This is a genomic window from Acinetobacter sp. UBA6526 (assembly GCF_002434875.1).
GTDB lineage: Bacteria > Pseudomonadota > Gammaproteobacteria > Pseudomonadales > Moraxellaceae > Acinetobacter > Acinetobacter venetianus.
Map to the genome: position 1 here is coordinate 42815 of NZ_DJLC01000050.1, position 14890 is coordinate 57704.

The 14890-nt window shown below is 40.2% G+C and carries 13 protein-coding genes and 1 pseudogene; 6 read left to right on the forward strand and 8 right to left on the reverse strand.

The features are described from left to right. Positions 1-53 precede the first annotated feature (53 nt). Together B4237_RS03460 and mazG are read right to left on the reverse strand one after the other, a co-directional pair. Entirely contained in the window at positions 54-482 is a 429-nt protein-coding gene (locus B4237_RS03460; RefSeq protein WP_061517997.1) for a ComEA family DNA-binding protein, read from the reverse strand. After that, positions 451-1257 carry a nucleoside triphosphate pyrophosphohydrolase gene (mazG, locus tag B4237_RS03465; RefSeq protein ID WP_286941389.1) on the reverse strand — a complete coding sequence of 269 codons (807 nt, stop codon included), beginning with the start codon at positions 1255-1257 and terminating at the stop codon, positions 451-453. Before mazG ends, B4237_RS03460 begins: the two co-directional genes overlap by 32 nt. Before the next feature lie 97 nt (positions 1258-1354). Between mazG and B4237_RS03470 the strand changes: the two genes are divergently transcribed. Continuing rightward, positions 1355-2131: an SDR family oxidoreductase gene (locus tag B4237_RS03470; RefSeq protein ID WP_286941391.1), complete on the forward strand. Its 777-nt coding sequence runs from the start codon at positions 1355-1357 to the stop codon at positions 2129-2131. Positions 2132-2165: 34 nt separating this feature from the next. Here the strand turns inward: B4237_RS03470 and B4237_RS03475 are convergent, their stop codons facing one another. The 4 genes from B4237_RS03475 to cysM form a co-directional block, all read right to left on the reverse strand. Then, positions 2166-4472 carry a RelA/SpoT family protein gene (locus B4237_RS03475; protein WP_004881758.1) on the reverse strand — a complete coding sequence of 769 codons (2307 nt, stop codon included), beginning with the start codon at positions 4470-4472 and terminating at the stop codon, positions 2166-2168. Between the two features lie 31 nt (positions 4473-4503). Beyond that, positions 4504-5913 (reverse strand): 23S rRNA (uracil(1939)-C(5))-methyltransferase RlmD, encoded by a 1410-nt coding sequence (rlmD, locus tag B4237_RS03480; protein WP_286941394.1) that lies wholly within the window; start codon positions 5911-5913, stop codon positions 4504-4506. Positions 5914-5922: 9 nt separating this feature from the next. Next, entirely contained in the window at positions 5923-6744 is an 822-nt protein-coding gene (locus tag B4237_RS03485) for a 3'-5' exonuclease (protein WP_061516027.1), read from the reverse strand. A gap of 104 nt (positions 6745-6848) precedes the next feature. Continuing rightward, positions 6849-7772, reverse strand: a complete 924-nt coding sequence (gene cysM / locus B4237_RS03490; RefSeq protein WP_286941397.1) for a cysteine synthase CysM — start codon at positions 7770-7772, stop codon at positions 6849-6851. A gap of 147 nt (positions 7773-7919) precedes the next feature. On the opposite strand from cysM, the gene B4237_RS03495 reads away from it, so the two are divergent. From B4237_RS03495 to rsfS, 5 genes are all read left to right on the forward strand, one after another. Then, complete coding sequence (locus tag B4237_RS03495; protein WP_286941400.1) at positions 7920-10730, forward strand: GacS-like sensor histidine kinase; 2811 nt, start codon at positions 7920-7922, stop codon at positions 10728-10730. 75 nt (positions 10731-10805) lie between these two features. Then, positions 10806-11594: a crotonase/enoyl-CoA hydratase family protein gene (locus B4237_RS03500; protein ID WP_286941402.1), complete on the forward strand. Its 789-nt coding sequence runs from the start codon at positions 10806-10808 to the stop codon at positions 11592-11594. A gap of 157 nt (positions 11595-11751) precedes the next feature. Further along, a complete protein-coding gene (locus B4237_RS03505; protein ID WP_286941405.1) occupies positions 11752-12618 on the forward strand; it encodes an NAD(P)-dependent oxidoreductase in 867 nt (288 codons plus the stop codon). A 24-nt stretch (positions 12619-12642) separates the two neighbouring features. Further along, a complete protein-coding gene (locus tag B4237_RS03510; protein WP_286941407.1) occupies positions 12643-13437 on the forward strand; it encodes a hydroxypyruvate isomerase family protein in 795 nt (264 codons plus the stop codon). 81 nt (positions 13438-13518) lie between these two features. Then, on the forward strand, positions 13519-13917 hold the full coding sequence (gene rsfS, locus B4237_RS03515; protein ID WP_286941409.1) for a ribosome silencing factor: 399 nt from the start codon (positions 13519-13521) through the stop codon (positions 13915-13917). A gap of 44 nt (positions 13918-13961) precedes the next feature. Here the strand turns inward: rsfS and B4237_RS03520 are convergent, their stop codons facing one another. Together B4237_RS03520 and B4237_RS03525 are read right to left on the reverse strand one after the other, a co-directional pair. Then, positions 13962-14579, reverse strand: coding sequence for a hypothetical protein (locus B4237_RS03520; RefSeq protein WP_286941411.1), 618 nt, complete (start codon positions 14577-14579; stop codon positions 13962-13964). A gap of 12 nt (positions 14580-14591) precedes the next feature. After that, positions 14592-14890: pseudogene (locus B4237_RS03525) on the reverse strand (ammonium transporter); the annotation flags it as partial.

Genomic DNA, 14890 nt, shown 5'->3' on the forward strand with positions numbered 1-14890 from the left:
GAAGTTTCAACAGATCAGCGGCCATGATTAGCAACAGCATTTCATTTTTTCTCTTATAAAATGAGTCGAGCTTTATTCTTTTCAAGCAATTTCGGCCCAATTCCTTTGACATTTACCAGCTCATCAACCGTTTTAAAACCACCATTCTTTTGGCGATATTCCATAATGGCTTGTGCCTTTTTTACCCCAACACCACTTAGACTTTGCAATTGTGCTAAGTTCGCTTGATTTAAACTAATTTTATCGCCTGAAATATTTACAGAAGATGAAAGTTGTTTATTTGTTTGCTGTTGGCTTGGTCTAGATAAATAATAATTATTGTTGGGTTGTTTTGCCAATTGCTGATCTCGTGCTTGCTGCTGTGCTTTCCACTTTTCATAGGATTGATCAAACTGTTGTGCATACACTTGAGAAAAACATCCCAACCATAAAACAATAATAAATAAAAAATTAGGTTTGCTGCGTAGCTGCGGCAAATTCATTCGATGTCCCCTGATGTTTTAATTGTACTTTTGCTTGCTCCCAAAGTTCATCCATCTCTGCCAAACTCATTTCTTGCAAGTCTTTATGTTGTCGTTGTGCTTGTTGTTCTATAAAAGCGAAACGGCTTCTAAATTTATGAATCGTTGCTAACAATGCGGTCTCACTCGACAGGCCAAGTTTACGTCCAACATTGATCAAAGAAAATAGGCAATCACCAAATTCTTCTTCGATTTCATCGGCTTTTTGTGCTTTTATCGCGTGTTGCAACTCACCCAACTCTTCATCTAACTTTCCATAAGCATCTTCTAAAGTTTCAAAATCAAAACCCAATTGTGCAGCTTTTTTTTGTATTTCTTGCGCTTGTATTAAAGCTGGCGCATGTTTGACTTCATCTAATCGAGATTTTGCTTTAGCTTGTTTTTCTTGTTGCTTGATTTGCTTCCATAATTCACTGACTTGTTCGGGATTTAAATTTTGATATTGTCCTGCTTGGAAAACGTGAGGATGGCGGCGAATCAACTTTTCACTAATCGCCTCAACGACATCTTGAAAATTAAAAGCGCCCTGCTCACTATACATCTGAGATTGGAATACAACCTGTAAAAGTAAATCGCCCAATTCATTACGGATTTCATCGAGATCACCGACTCGAATCGCAGCTTCCACCTCATAAGCTTCCTCTATCGCATAACGCGTCAAACTACTTGGTGTTTGTTGTTGATCCCATGGACATTTTTGTCTTAACTCTTGCATGATATTTAATAATTTTTCCATGATCGACTCCAAACTAAAGCAAATTGTTGCAGCTTAAAGCCGCATATGCGTAATATACACGCACTCAAGAAGTATCAATATAAAGTAAGGGAAAGTAATGCAACATAGTGTTTTTATTAGTGGGGCTGCACAAGGAATTGGTGCTGAAATCGCGCGTTTATTTCACAAAAATGGCTATAAAGTAGGGATCTATGACATTAATGAGGAACAAGCCCAAGCCTTAGCAACAGAACTCGGTACAGATGCAAAAGCAGGTTATCTTGATGTCAGTAATTATCGCCAATGGCAGATTGCACTTCAGGAGTTTAAAAACTGGGCTGGTGAACTCAATATTTTAGTGAATAATGCAGGAATTTTATATTCAGGGCCATTTGAAAATACGACGATCCAATCTCATCACCGCACAGTAGATATTAATATCAAAGGTGTTTTAAATGGTTGTCATACAGCTTTAGCTCATCTGAAAGAAGCTAGTTTTGCACGAGTAATCAACCTCTCCTCAGCTTCTGCTATTTATGGCCAAGCAGATTTGGCTTCTTATTCCGCAAGCAAGTTTGCAGTGCGTGGTTTAACCGAAGCCCTTGATGTGGAATGGCAAAAGCATAATATTCGGGTACTCGATGTTATGCCTTTATTTGTGCAAACCAATATGGTGAAAAATATGGATGCAGGGAGCATTCAAAATATTGGTGTGGATTTAACCCCTGCCGATGTGGCGAAGCAGGTGCTGCATTTGGCACAACAAAAAGATCATGCCCTGATTCCTACACATACCCCTGTAGGTATCAAAACTAAGCTGATGTATCAATTGTCGAGTATTAGTCCACAGTTCTTAAATCGACTCACCAATATTTTCTTATCGAAACGTTCTTAATAAAAAAAAGCTGCATTTACATGCAGCTTTTTTGTTAACTTCCCTGAACCAAGCGTCTTGCGCTAATAATTCCGGGTTGCTGTTCTAAACGAGCAAGCAAGCGAGATAATTGAGCCAAGCCTTTCACTTCGATCAACAATTTCATATTGGCAATCCCATCTGCTTCAGAAATGGTATTGACCTGACGGATATTAATTTGATCGGAGAAGATCACTTGCGTTAAGTCTTTGAGTAAGCCGCGACGATCATATGCTTCAACCACGATTTGTACACTCTGACCACGCGTTGGCTGCATTTCCCAATCCGCTTCAACAGCTCGCTCAGGTTCTTGTGTCGTCATACGAATATAATCAGGACAAGCAACTTTATGAATGCTTACACCACGATTCAACGTAATATAACCACCAATCGACTCACCATGTACTGGTTGACAGCACTGAGCAATATGTAGTTCAACGTTATCCAAACCATCAATTAAAATGCCATGCGCAGATAACGTATGACTAGCACGAGGATTTAACGCAGGTTTTAAAACAAGTTCTGGCTCATCTTGATCCAAATGCATCTGACGATTAACTTGATTAATCAACGCATGCAGACTGATATCACCACTGACCAACGCAACTAAAATATCATCGCCAGATTTAAAATTAAAATGTGAGCAATAATCTTTTAGATCAATACTTTTTGGGTGAATCGCTAAACGAGCAAGTTCTTTGTTTAACAGCTCACGTCCAACTTCTATATTCTTGCTGCGATCTTGTTGTCTGAACCAATGGCGTAGCTTGTCACGTGCACGGGCTGTTTTGATATAACCTAAAGAATTTACCAACCAATCACGATTTGGCTCACGATCTTTCTTGGTTAAAATTTCAACCTGCTCACCTGTTTTAAGCGTATAGGTTAATGGTACATAACGTTGGTTGACACGCGCAGCGTAACACTTATTACCCACTTCTGTATGCACATGATAGGCAAAATCAAGAACTGTCGAACCGCGTGGTAATTCTTTGATGTCACCATCACGGCTGAACACATAAATCTTTTCAAAATTTTCAAAATCTTGAATCTGATCTATACCATTTGACTCTTCATCTTCAGCATGTGGCGTCGTCTCTGTGCGTTCTTGATAATGTTCAAGAACTGCACGTAAAGAATGCAAACGATGGTTAAATGAATGGTCGGTATTTTTCTCACCTTCTTTATAATTAAAGTGAGAGCAAACGCCAAGCTCAGCCTCATCGTGCATCTCAAAAGTACGGATTTGTACTTCCAAAGATTTATTTTCAGCAATTACAGCCGTATGCAATGAGCGATAGCCATTGGCTTTTGGATTGGTAACATAATCATCAAACTGGTTTGGAATATGACGCCAGATTTGGTGCACGATGCCCAAAGCATGATAACAATCAGGTACGTTTTTCACGAGCACGCGAACCGCACGAATATCATAGAGCTGATCAAAGCTCAGATTCTTGCTTTTCATTTTTCGATAAATCGAATAAATATGCTTTACTCGTCCTGTTATTTCAGATTGGATGTCATTTTCACTTAATTCATTTTTAAGCTTATCAATCACAAACTGGATATATTGCTCACGCTCTAAACGCTTTTCATTAAGTAATGATGCAATTTCTTTATAACGTTCAGGCGCTAAATAGCGGAATGCAAGATCTTCAAGCTCCCACTTAAGTTGTGCGATACCTAATCGATGCGCCAGTGGCGAGTAGATGGTCAGAATTTCACGTGCAACACGCTCTTGACGCTCTTTACTTGCTGTAGCAAGTTCACGTAGTGCATAGGTTCGTTCTGCCAATTTGATTAAAACAACGCGCACATCTTCTGTGACCGAGATCAGCATTTTATAAATGCCGCTTAAATGCTCTCGTTGATTATTATTGAAATGATCTTCTAATCGTTTGTTCTTTTCAATTAACTCAGACAGTTTACCCATCGCAAGCGTACCTTTTACAAGGCTTAAAACTTGCTCGCCAAAATGTGCTTGAATATCCTCTAAAGTAATGAACCCTTCACGCACACTACGATATAACACTGCCGCTGACAATGTGTCTTCATCGACGTGTAAATGCGCCAAAATATCTGCCATACCAATCCCTGTACTAAAGGTATTGGTACGATGATTAACCGTGGACTCCAACTCTCTTTCCAAGGTGAGCTGTGCAACTTTTTCAAGCTGTTTTAGCTCTGCCCCTTCCAAGATATCACGCACTCGATCTAGCCAAGACACTAGACCACTTTGCGCTTCAGCGGCATGTTCTACAGTCGTTTCCTCGGACAACTCATGGAGCGGTCCAGGTAACTGCTCACGTACTGTGACCATACCATTCTCCTCTGGATATGTAACTCATTTTCTAATCGTTTATCTCTTCGATCTTTTCAAGCTGCTCATTTTTTTCAAATAAGGCAATTGATTCAACATGTTCAGTATGCGTAAACATATCCATCACTGCAGCTTTTTTGAGCTGATAGCCATATTGTGCCAGTACACCTGCATCCCTTGCCAGTGTAGATGGGTTACATGAAACATAAACGATTCTTTTCGCTCCAAAATTCGGTACATATTGCATAACCTCAAAAGCACCTGATCGTGGAGGATCAATTAATAATGCATCAAATCCTTGCTTCGCCCAAGAATGATGCGAAAAGTCTTTTGTTAAATCTTGTGAAAAGAACACGGCTTGAGTGTACTGGTTTGCTTTCGCATTCTCAGTTGCTCTATGTACCATCTCATCACTCGCCTCAACACCAACGACTTGACCAGTCTCACCAACACAACGTGCTAAAGGTAAAGAAAAATTACCTAATCCACAAAATAGATCAAGAACCCTTTCACCTTCTTGTAAATTAAGCAATTCACATGCCAAATGAACCATTCTTGCATTTACTTCACTATTTACCTGAGTAAAATCGAGTGGAGAGAACGCAAATTTGACTGCAAAATCGTCCAAACTGTAGTGCAAACGCATCTCAGCCTGAGAATCATCAACGCGATGTAAACTCTCTATACCTTTCGGTTGAAAGTATAACTGCCACCCTCTGAGTAACGAAAATTGACGCAATTGGTTGACATCCGACACATTTAATTCATCTAAGTGACGAATTAATAACGCAACCTCCTTGTCGCCCATGGCTAATTCTATATGACCAATATGCGCTTTGCCTGTTAGACTTTCGAGTAATTTTCGCAACTCTGGCAACGCATCAGACAAAGTTTGATCAAGTACTTTGCATTGCTGAATCGCAGTTAAATGATTACTGTGATGTTCACGAAAACCCATCACCAATCGATTCTGCTTCGCAATATAACGAACACCAATTCTTGCACGACGACGATAGTCTGTTTTAGTTGCGCGAATTGGCTCTAACCATTGTTCAGGTTGCAAACCTGCAAAGTGCTGCAAATGCGACTGCAAAACATTTTGCTTTAAACGAATCTGCTCAATTGGATCTATATGTTGCAAACTACAACCACCACAAGTCCCAAAATGCTGACAAATGGGGTCAATCCGCGAGGCTGCTGGTTCACTTTCTAATTTCACCATCTCAGCTTCTTCAAGTCGACTGGTCTGATGGGTTACTTTCGCCTGAACCGTTTCACCAACTAAAGCATAGCGAATGAAAACTTTCTTACCATGCTTTTCTTTAGGATGATCAGGATGCGTACCATAATGCGCAATCCCTCGCCCCTCATGCGAAAATGCTTCAATCTGAAAGGTATAAATAGGATTTTGGACTGGTCGATGTTTCGCTTTATGTTTCAAAAGATGAACCTAAATTTGGGGCGCAAAAGTTTGAGCGGTGAATACAGTATATTGCGATGTTTGTTGCCATACCTGTAAAAAATCTGATTGTTGCGTTTGAGTTTGTAAATAATCAATCGTTGCTTGCGTAAGCTGTTGATGATCTTGTTGATTCAGTTGACCTTTCAGTAATAACCAACGTAAGTAAACCAACCATGTATTAAGCACATCACCCTCACAATAGCTCGTTAATTTTAACCATTGTTCAGTTCGTACATATTCAGGCACATGATAACCCGATTCACCACGCTTACCCGGAAAGCCCAAAAGACAAGCAATATCATCTAATTTTTGGAAATTACGACCATTAAACATTGCCATCACATCCATCAAGTCAACATGACGATGATGATAACGATTTTGATAGTTATTGAAGCGTTTCTGGTTATCAATTTCACCTTGGTCAAAAAGACTCGGTGCTGACAGACCGTGATACATTGCTCTGAATAGAATCACAGGCAAATCAAATTGCGAACCATTCCAACTCACGAGCGTTGGCTGCTTCTTATCAAAAATAGACAAGAACTTTGCCAGCATTTCAGCTTCAGAATTTTGCTCTTGGCTAAAAGAGAATAATCTAAACCCTTTTTCATCGATCCATAAACCTGAGATACAAACGATCTCATGTAATGGAAGACGCTGAAAATCCATCCCAGATTCTTGGCGACGAATTTTAGTCAGCGCTTGCTCAACATCAGCTTCAGGTAGATCAAGATGATATAAATGAGCGCCAGCTTTTAAATCAGTTAGCGTTTCAATATCAAAAACTAAAATTGGAAACCGTAAGCTCATATTAAAATCTCATTAAATCACTTCTGAGTAGCATTGCTACCCAAGCTCCCTCTTTTTCTCTTTATTAACGAGATGAGTAGCGGTATAGTTCCGCAAGGGAGATTCTAATCTTGTACGGAGAATAATCCCGTTGATAGATAACGATCACCACGATCACAAATGATACAAACAATGACCGCATCAGGATTTTCTTCCGCAATACGTAATGAAGCCCAAACCGCGCCACCTGAAGAAGTACCTGCGCTAATGCCTTCTTTACGCGCCAGTTGACGCATAGTGCGTTCAGCTTCAATTTGCGGAATATCAATAATACGATCAACACGACTGCGATCAAAAATCGTTGGTAAATATTCTTCAGGCCAACGGCGAATACCAGCAATACTTGAACCATCTGAAGGTTGCAAACCAACTATCTGAATCTCTGGATTTTGTTCTTTTAAGTATTTCGAAACACCCATGATTGTACCCGTAGTTCCCATTGAACTCACAAAATGGGTAATCTTTCCGCCTGTTTGTTTCCAAATTTCAGGACCTGTAGTCAGATAATGAGCTTCTACATTGTCTGGATTACCAAACTGATTGAGCACATATCCTTTGCCTTCTGCTTGCATTTGCATGGCAAGGTCACGCGCACCTTCCATACCTTGTTGCTGCGTCACTTCTATTAATTCTGCGCCATAAGCCAACATTGCGTCTTTACGCTCTTGACTCATATTATTTGGCATAATCAATTTCATTTTATAACCACGCATCGCTGCAACCATAGCGAGCGCAATGCCTGTATTACCACTGGTTGCTTCAATCAAGGTATCGCCCGACTGAATTTGACCACGCTTTTCGGCTTGAATAATCATGTTATACGCTGGACGATCTTTCACTGAACCAGCAGGATTATTGCCTTCTAATTTTGCTAATACCGTTGCGCTTGTATGACTTGCTAAACGCTGTAAACGCACCAGTGGGCTTTTACCAACATAATAGTCGAGTAAAAATTCGTCTGCTAGAAAATCAGTTTGCGTATTCGTCATGATCGACACCGATATTAAGGTGGCGTCTATTGTATGAAAAAAACGGAAATACTGCACCTTTTCAATATGCTTTTTATTGGCTGCTAATGCCTCGCTGTTATTAAAGCGTGCTAAGATGTTTTGCAGAATGATAAATCTGACCGCACTATGTCCAATTTCAATAAAACTTTATCGAAACGATTACGGCTCAATCATGCTTACGGACAACTGATTGCACTTATTTTAGTGCCGATTGCTATTTTGACCAGCGTGGGGACACTTTGGGTTTTATCTGAAACAACAAATGCAGCAAAACAACAGCAACGTTCTGATGCTTCAGCAATTTTAGCGCGCTATCACCAAACGGCAATTGATTTACTCCGACTCGTACAAGAACGTCCGGATCAATATGATCGTGCGCAAAACATTCTGCAAAAAATGTTTGATGAAAAGAATCTACAACGTGCGGTTTTAATCGACAACAAAGGTCAAACTTATCTCAGTGTTGGTTATCAAAATAACCGCTTCTGGCCAAGCTTTCCAAACAACAGCAATTTCTTTGGGCCAATCAAACATAATCACAACAGTATCTATGGCTCAAAACTAGATATTGGCAATCCAAACTCTGTTTGGCTCATGATCGAGTTAGATAACCAGCCGCTTGAGCTGGCACGCTATAAAATTTTACTTTCTTTAGTTGTGACAGGCTTAATCACACTTCTTATTTTATTGTTTTGTTTAAATGTATTCTCACGTCGCTGGTTAGCACCGCTCTACGAAATTCGTATGCAAATGCAACGCCTTAATGCTGATACTTTAGATCAACATATTGTCGTTAACAGCACAGGTGAGTTACGCCTATTGCAAAGAGATATTGCCAATGTCGTGAAGCGTCTGCACTTTAGCTTTTTAGAATTAAAAGAACATACAGAACAAACGGAAGAAGATTTACGTCGTACTTTAGATACCTTAGAAGTCCAGAACATCACTTACCGTCAAGCACGCGACCAAGCGATTTCATCAAACCAATCAAAATCAGTATTTTTAGCCAATATCAGCCATGAACTAAGAACACCACTGAACAGTATTGATGGCTTTATTCACTTATTATTGCGTCAACAAAATTTAAGTAATGAGCAAAATCTCTATCTACAAACGATTCGTAAATCTTCTGCTCACCTATTGGCATTGATCAATGATGTATTGGATTTTTCTAAAATTGATGCAGGAAAATTAGAACTCGAAACCGCACCTTTTGATCTTGAGGAAGCCATCTTTGATGTGATGGATATGCTCTCTCCTCTAGCGGCGCAGAAACATATCAACATGGCATTCTACTATGCTAAAAACATTCCTCAGCATGTGATTGGCGATGCGTTACGTTTTAAACAAATTCTCACCAATCTTATTTCTAATGCCATCAAATTTACACCAGACGGCGAAATCATTGTTCGTGTCCGCATGGAAGATGATGACATTGGCCAATGTTTACTACATTTCAGCGTACAGGATAGTGGTATCGGTCTAAGTGGCACAGACCGCAAACGTTTATTTGAATCTTTCTCTCAAGGTGATGCTTCCGTCACTCGTCAATTCGGTGGTACAGGACTCGGCTTAGCTATTTCCAAGCAACTTGTACACTTGATGCATGGTCAGATTGGCTTTGAAGATAACCAAGATCGTGCGCCAACGGATAAAGGTTCAACTTTCTGGTTCACAGCCCTATTTAAAGTTGAAGAAGAGCATGACTTTGTAGAGCACCCACATTTTGATCATTTGCAAGTGGTGTCTTATTTGGCTCACCCTGCAACTGCAAGCGTGCTACGCTCGTATTTAGAAAATTATCATGTTTCACATATCGAAACGCAGTCGATATTAGATTTATTTAGTCGATTAAATCATCTAAATCAACAAGAAAGCACTTGGCTGATCGTCGACCATAGTGGTGATACTGAAGCATTACTCAAAGAAATCCGCCAACGTTATAGTGGCAATTTAGCAGTTTATGGCTATCAAATGAGTCTTGAGCCAAACATGCTGAATGAATACCGCGCCCGCCCACTGTATCAACCATTAAGCCGTCGTGAATTAGTGCAGTTGTTGGGCAATCAACCCATCTTCGAACAAGAGCCAGAAGACTTTAATGGTCAAGGGTTACACATCCTTGCAGTAGATGATCATCTACCAAACCTGATCGTACTCGAAGCATTATTAGGTGAATTGAATGTCACGACTACCAAAGCGCTGAGCGGTCAAAAAGCGATTGATATTATTCAAGAACGTATCGAACAAAATCTTCCGCCATTTGACTTAGTCTTTATGGATATTCAAATGCCAGTTATGTCTGGGATTGATACCACCCGTGCAATACGTTCATTAGAGTCGACTTTAGATACAGGCATGCAACTGCCAATTATTGCGCTTACAGCCCATGCGCTTGCTGATGAGAAACAAAAACTATTAAAAGTAGGCATGAATGATTATGTAACAAAACCAATCCAAATGGAGCAGATCATTCAAATTCTTACCCATTGGACTAAGAATAATTTTATCGCTCAACCCATCGCCACAGAGCAAAAACACCCAATCGAATCAATTGATCCACAAATTCTAAATTGGCAGCAAAGTGTCCAGCTTGCAGCAAATAAAGAAGACCTTGCTCAAGATTTATTGCGAATGTTAGTTGACAGCTTTGAGGGTGAACTCACTGAAATGCAACAACTGATCGAACTTGAAGACTTCCCTCAATTAGAGCATGTACTACATCGCTTATATGGTGCTACTCGATATGTCGGGACACCGACATTGCAACGTGTTGCGGGTGAATTTGAGCAATTTGTTTCAACCTTACGCAAAGAACGCCGTAAAGCAGATGAGATATTCATTAATGAAACCAATCATCGTTTTAATGAGTTGAATTTTGCGATTGAGCAAGTCAGACAAGCAGCAAATCTCGTTCTATATGCTAATGAAAATTAATGTGACTGATGTGTCATGTTTCGCGATTAGGACTCATGCTATGCTGCCTCATCAAACACAATAAGAGTAAGGCAGATGGCACTTTTACGCGTTGAAAAGAACAATGGAATCGCAACAGTCTCTTTAAATCGTCCAGATAAACGTAATGCAATGAGCTTTGCTTTACTGAAAGAATTGGTTGCGACTGCAAAGAAAATTGAAAAAGATCGTTCAATTCGTTGTGTCATTTTAACGGGTGAAGCAAATGTCTTTAGTGCTGGCATCGACCTTTCTGATTTAAACAATCCAAAAAATACAACATTTGCTGCATGGGAACTAATCAAACCAGGACAAAGCTTATTCCAAAAAGCATTCTTGATTTGGCAGAACCTGCCGATTCCAGTGATTGCGGCAATCGAAGGCTATTGCTTTGGTGCGGGTATGCAACTCGCGCTTGCTGCTGATATTCGGATTGCAACACCGAATACTCAGATGTCGATTATGGAAAGCCGTTGGGGCTTAGTGCCAGATATGGGCTTAACTCGTTCATTGAAAGGCCTTATTGGTGTTGACTTAGCCAAAGAACTTACGCTCACTGCACGTATCTTTGATGCTGAATACGCTAAAGAAATTGGTCTGGTGACGCATTTGGATAATGATCCATTAGCAAAAGCAAATACGATTGCTCAAGAAATGCTTCAACGCTCTCCAGATGCCATTATGGCAGCGAAACGTGTACTTGACGCAATGGAACACCAACCAGAGAAAGCTTTACGCTTAGAAAAGCTGTGGCAGCTTAAACTGCTATTAGGTAAAAATAGCGGACTTGCACGTAAAAAGGATAAAAACCCTGAAGTGCAATTTCTCCCACGCCAATACAAATAAACAAAAAAAATCCATTCCTATAAAAATAAGAATGGATTACCTATATTCAACAGCTCACTTTTCCAAGCTAACCCTTAATTCAGTAAAGGTTGACTAGCAATAGCGCATCAACTCTGCGAGACTTCTTTAGGACAAGAACAAAGCATAGGCAAACAGCATGAAAATCGACCAACAAACCCCTATCGCCTTCTTAGGAATGGGCTTAATGGGCACAAGGATGACCAGTCGTCTTTTAAAGGCTGGCTATACTGTTGCTGTATGGAATCGTAGCCAACATGCTTGCGACCCGCTCATTCAAGAAGGTGCACTCGCACTCGAACTTGATGAAATCGCAAAATATCCCGTGATCTTGACCTGTCTTGCCGATGATAAAGCTGTACAAAGTGTTTTTGCCCAAATTGAATCTTACTTACAACCCAATCAAATCATTGTAGATTTTTCCAGTCTCTCCGTAGCGGTGACACTGGAACTTGCTCAAGCAAGCCAAAAGCAAGAAGTCACATGGATTGACTCCCCTGTTTCAGGTGGAACACTCGGTGCAGAACAAGGCACTTTGGTGATCTTTGCGGGTGGAAATGCTGAGGCAATTCAACGTCTCAATCCAATTTACGATGTACTTTCCCAACGTGTCACTCGTATGGGTGAATCTGGAACTGGCCAAGCCACCAAAATTTGTAATCAGTTAATCGTGGCAGCAAATAGTACTTTAATTGCTGAAGCCGTTGCACTTGCCGATCAAGCTGGTGTCGATACCACATTACTTGCACCAGCACTTGCAGGCGGCTTCGCTGACTCAAAACCCTTTCAAATTCTTGCACCACGCATGGCAACTCATACCTTTGAACCCGTGCAATGGAAAGTACAAACTCTCTCTAAAGATTTAAATAATGCTGTTCAACTTGCAGAAGGCTTTAACTTAAACATACCTGTTGCACAAAAAGCTCTACAACAGTTACAAGCCCACCAAGAAAATGGCTTTGCTGAGAATGATTTAGCTACTATCATTCAATATATAGAACAATAATTTATGAAATCAGGGAGTTTGAAAATGAGCCAACTTGCCATCAACCTATCCATGATTTTTACTGAAGTACCGTTAATTGAACGTTTTGCTTTAGCCCACGCACATGGATTCCAACACGTAGAAATACAGTTCCCCTATGAGCTTGATATTTCGGATATACGCACTCAACTCGAACAATATAATTTATCGCTTGGTTTGATCAACGTACCAGCAGGCGACCTCATGCAAGGCGGAAATGGACTAGCAGGTGTACCCGGAAGAGAGCTTGAGTTTCATCATGCCTTAGAGCTTACAATCGAATATGCAAATGCACTCAATGTATCTCGTGTAAATATCCTCGCAGGCAAACAGCCCTTGGATGCTGATTTACTGCCTTGCCTAAATACGCTTTCAAACAACCTTAAACTTGCTTGCCATATGCTCACAGAACAAGGCATTGAACCTGTTATTGAAATGATCAATGGCACAGATATGCCCCGCTTTTTGGTACAAAATATTGCACAAGCTCAAGAAATGCTTGAAGCGGTTAATCATCCAAAACTGAAAATGCAATACGATTGCTACCATATGGCAATGATGGGTGAAGATGTTCTGACAGGTTTGCAAGAAAATTTGCATCAAATTGGGCATATTCAATTTGCAGATTGCCCAAATCGTAATGAGCCAGATACTGGAAATATCCCATACAAGCAGATCTTTGACTGGTTATTGCAAAGTGACTACCAAGGTCTAATCGCAGCTGAATACAGACCAAAAACCCAATCAGATCAATCTTTTGCATGGAAAAACAAGTATTTTTCAAATGATGTGAATACATAAACTGTTACTGCTGAAATTTGAATTCCATAGAGAAAAACGGTATATTTGACAATGAGCAATTGTCAGGAAAATATACCCTCTATGAATTTAGAACCATCGCCCAGCGCTTCTAATTCTCACGACCTAAAAATCAAAACATCCAACAAAGATGTACATGCTTGTTTAAAAGTTGTACATGAAGCCCTTACTGATGTAAAAGCCAAAGATATCTTAGAACTTGATGTAAGTGCTATTAGTAATGTTGCCGATGCGATTGTAATCGCAAGCGGCACTTCAACTCGTCATGTCAAAGCACTTGCTGATAATGTTGCTGATGAAGCACGTAAAGCAGGCTTCCGCCCACTCGGTGTCGAAGGTGAACGTGATGCAGAGTGGATCTTAATCGATCTAGGTTATGTCGTTGTACATGTAATGTTACCTACTGCGCGTAAGTTTTATGACTTAGAAAGCTTATGGCGTGCACCAGAATCTGTAGCTTAAAAATTAGCTCAAAAAAAGCGACCGAATCGGTCGCTTTTTTATGCCTACAAAAACTGTTTTACATCTACCTCAGGATAGCGTTGCTTGATATCATTTTTAATCAGCGCATAGAGCTGATCAGCTTTGATCGGACCATAAAAGTCACAATAGATTGCATAAAGTACGGTAATCATCGGTGCATAATTTTGTGGTGAGAACTGTTGCAAAGACTCCCTCTCAGAACCAACGGTATACCAATACTCCGCAAGCGATCGATGCTTCTTCATTTTGAGCTGTATTTCTTCAACAAACTCTAGATAATCATTTCGAGCCACAGATTTTAAAATCGCCATGACAAAATCATAGAATGCCTGAAATGAGTCAACGACCTCCTCCCCTTGCTTTGGAACAGCAACGCTTTTGTCATTTTTAACTTTTAAGCGTTGCTGTTTTTCTACTACAGATATTTCATGCAATACTTGTCGTAACATATCTTTGCGCTGTAGACGCATCTCATCATTGGTGCAAATCTCACTCAGAAAACGATTTAAAACATAAGAAGGTTGATTACCATATTCACTTTCCCAATATTGCAAAACACGTTGTAAAACGGTATCAGGCATAAACTGAGCCAAGCCTTTCTCTACTGCTAATTTCTTTTGTTCAATAGTTAATTCAGCCATAACAAACGCCTCTTAGTGACGATGAGTAATATTGTCAGTTTCAAACGTTAAATCACGCTGGAACTCTGGATAAGACAGCTCTGCATGCTCGGTATAGTCTAAACCGCGTTGTTCATGCTGTTGTGACACTCGAAGTCCACCGAGAACTTTATCCAGTACTTTGAACATGATAAATGCAACTCCAAAACCCCAAATAAATGCCGCACCAACACCCAGTGCTTGTACACCGATTACATTCAAATTAAATGGGTTACTTTCCAAGAAAATCCCCGCAGCAATGGTTCCCCATGCACCACAAACACCATGAACGG

What these genes read in the sequence shown, in the direction of transcription:
- B4237_RS03460 (WP_061517997.1), bottom strand. Translation starts at nt 482, where the DNA reads ATGAATTTGCCGCAGCTACGCAGCAAACCTAATTTTTTATTTATTATT.
- mazG (WP_286941389.1), bottom strand. Translation starts at nt 1,257, where the DNA reads ATGGAAAAATTATTAAATATCATGCAAGAGTTAAGACAAAAATGTCCA.
- B4237_RS03470 (WP_286941391.1), top strand. Translation starts at nt 1,355, where the DNA reads ATGCAACATAGTGTTTTTATTAGTGGGGCTGCACAAGGAATTGGTGCT.
- B4237_RS03475 (WP_004881758.1), bottom strand. Translation starts at nt 4,472, where the DNA reads ATGGTCACAGTACGTGAGCAGTTACCTGGACCGCTCCATGAGTTGTCC.
- B4237_RS03485 (WP_061516027.1), bottom strand. Translation starts at nt 6,744, where the DNA reads ATGAGCTTACGGTTTCCAATTTTAGTTTTTGATATTGAAACGCTAACT.
- cysM (WP_286941397.1), bottom strand. Translation starts at nt 7,772, where the DNA reads ATGACGAATACGCAAACTGATTTTCTAGCAGACGAATTTTTACTCGAC.
- B4237_RS03495 (WP_286941400.1), top strand. Translation starts at nt 7,920, where the DNA reads ATGTCCAATTTCAATAAAACTTTATCGAAACGATTACGGCTCAATCAT.
- B4237_RS03500 (WP_286941402.1), top strand. Translation starts at nt 10,806, where the DNA reads ATGGCACTTTTACGCGTTGAAAAGAACAATGGAATCGCAACAGTCTCT.
- B4237_RS03505 (WP_286941405.1), top strand. Translation starts at nt 11,752, where the DNA reads ATGAAAATCGACCAACAAACCCCTATCGCCTTCTTAGGAATGGGCTTA.
- B4237_RS03510 (WP_286941407.1), top strand. Translation starts at nt 12,643, where the DNA reads ATGAGCCAACTTGCCATCAACCTATCCATGATTTTTACTGAAGTACCG.
- rsfS (WP_286941409.1), top strand. Translation starts at nt 13,519, where the DNA reads ATGAATTTAGAACCATCGCCCAGCGCTTCTAATTCTCACGACCTAAAA.
- B4237_RS03520 (WP_286941411.1), bottom strand. Translation starts at nt 14,579, where the DNA reads ATGGCTGAATTAACTATTGAACAAAAGAAATTAGCAGTAGAGAAAGGC.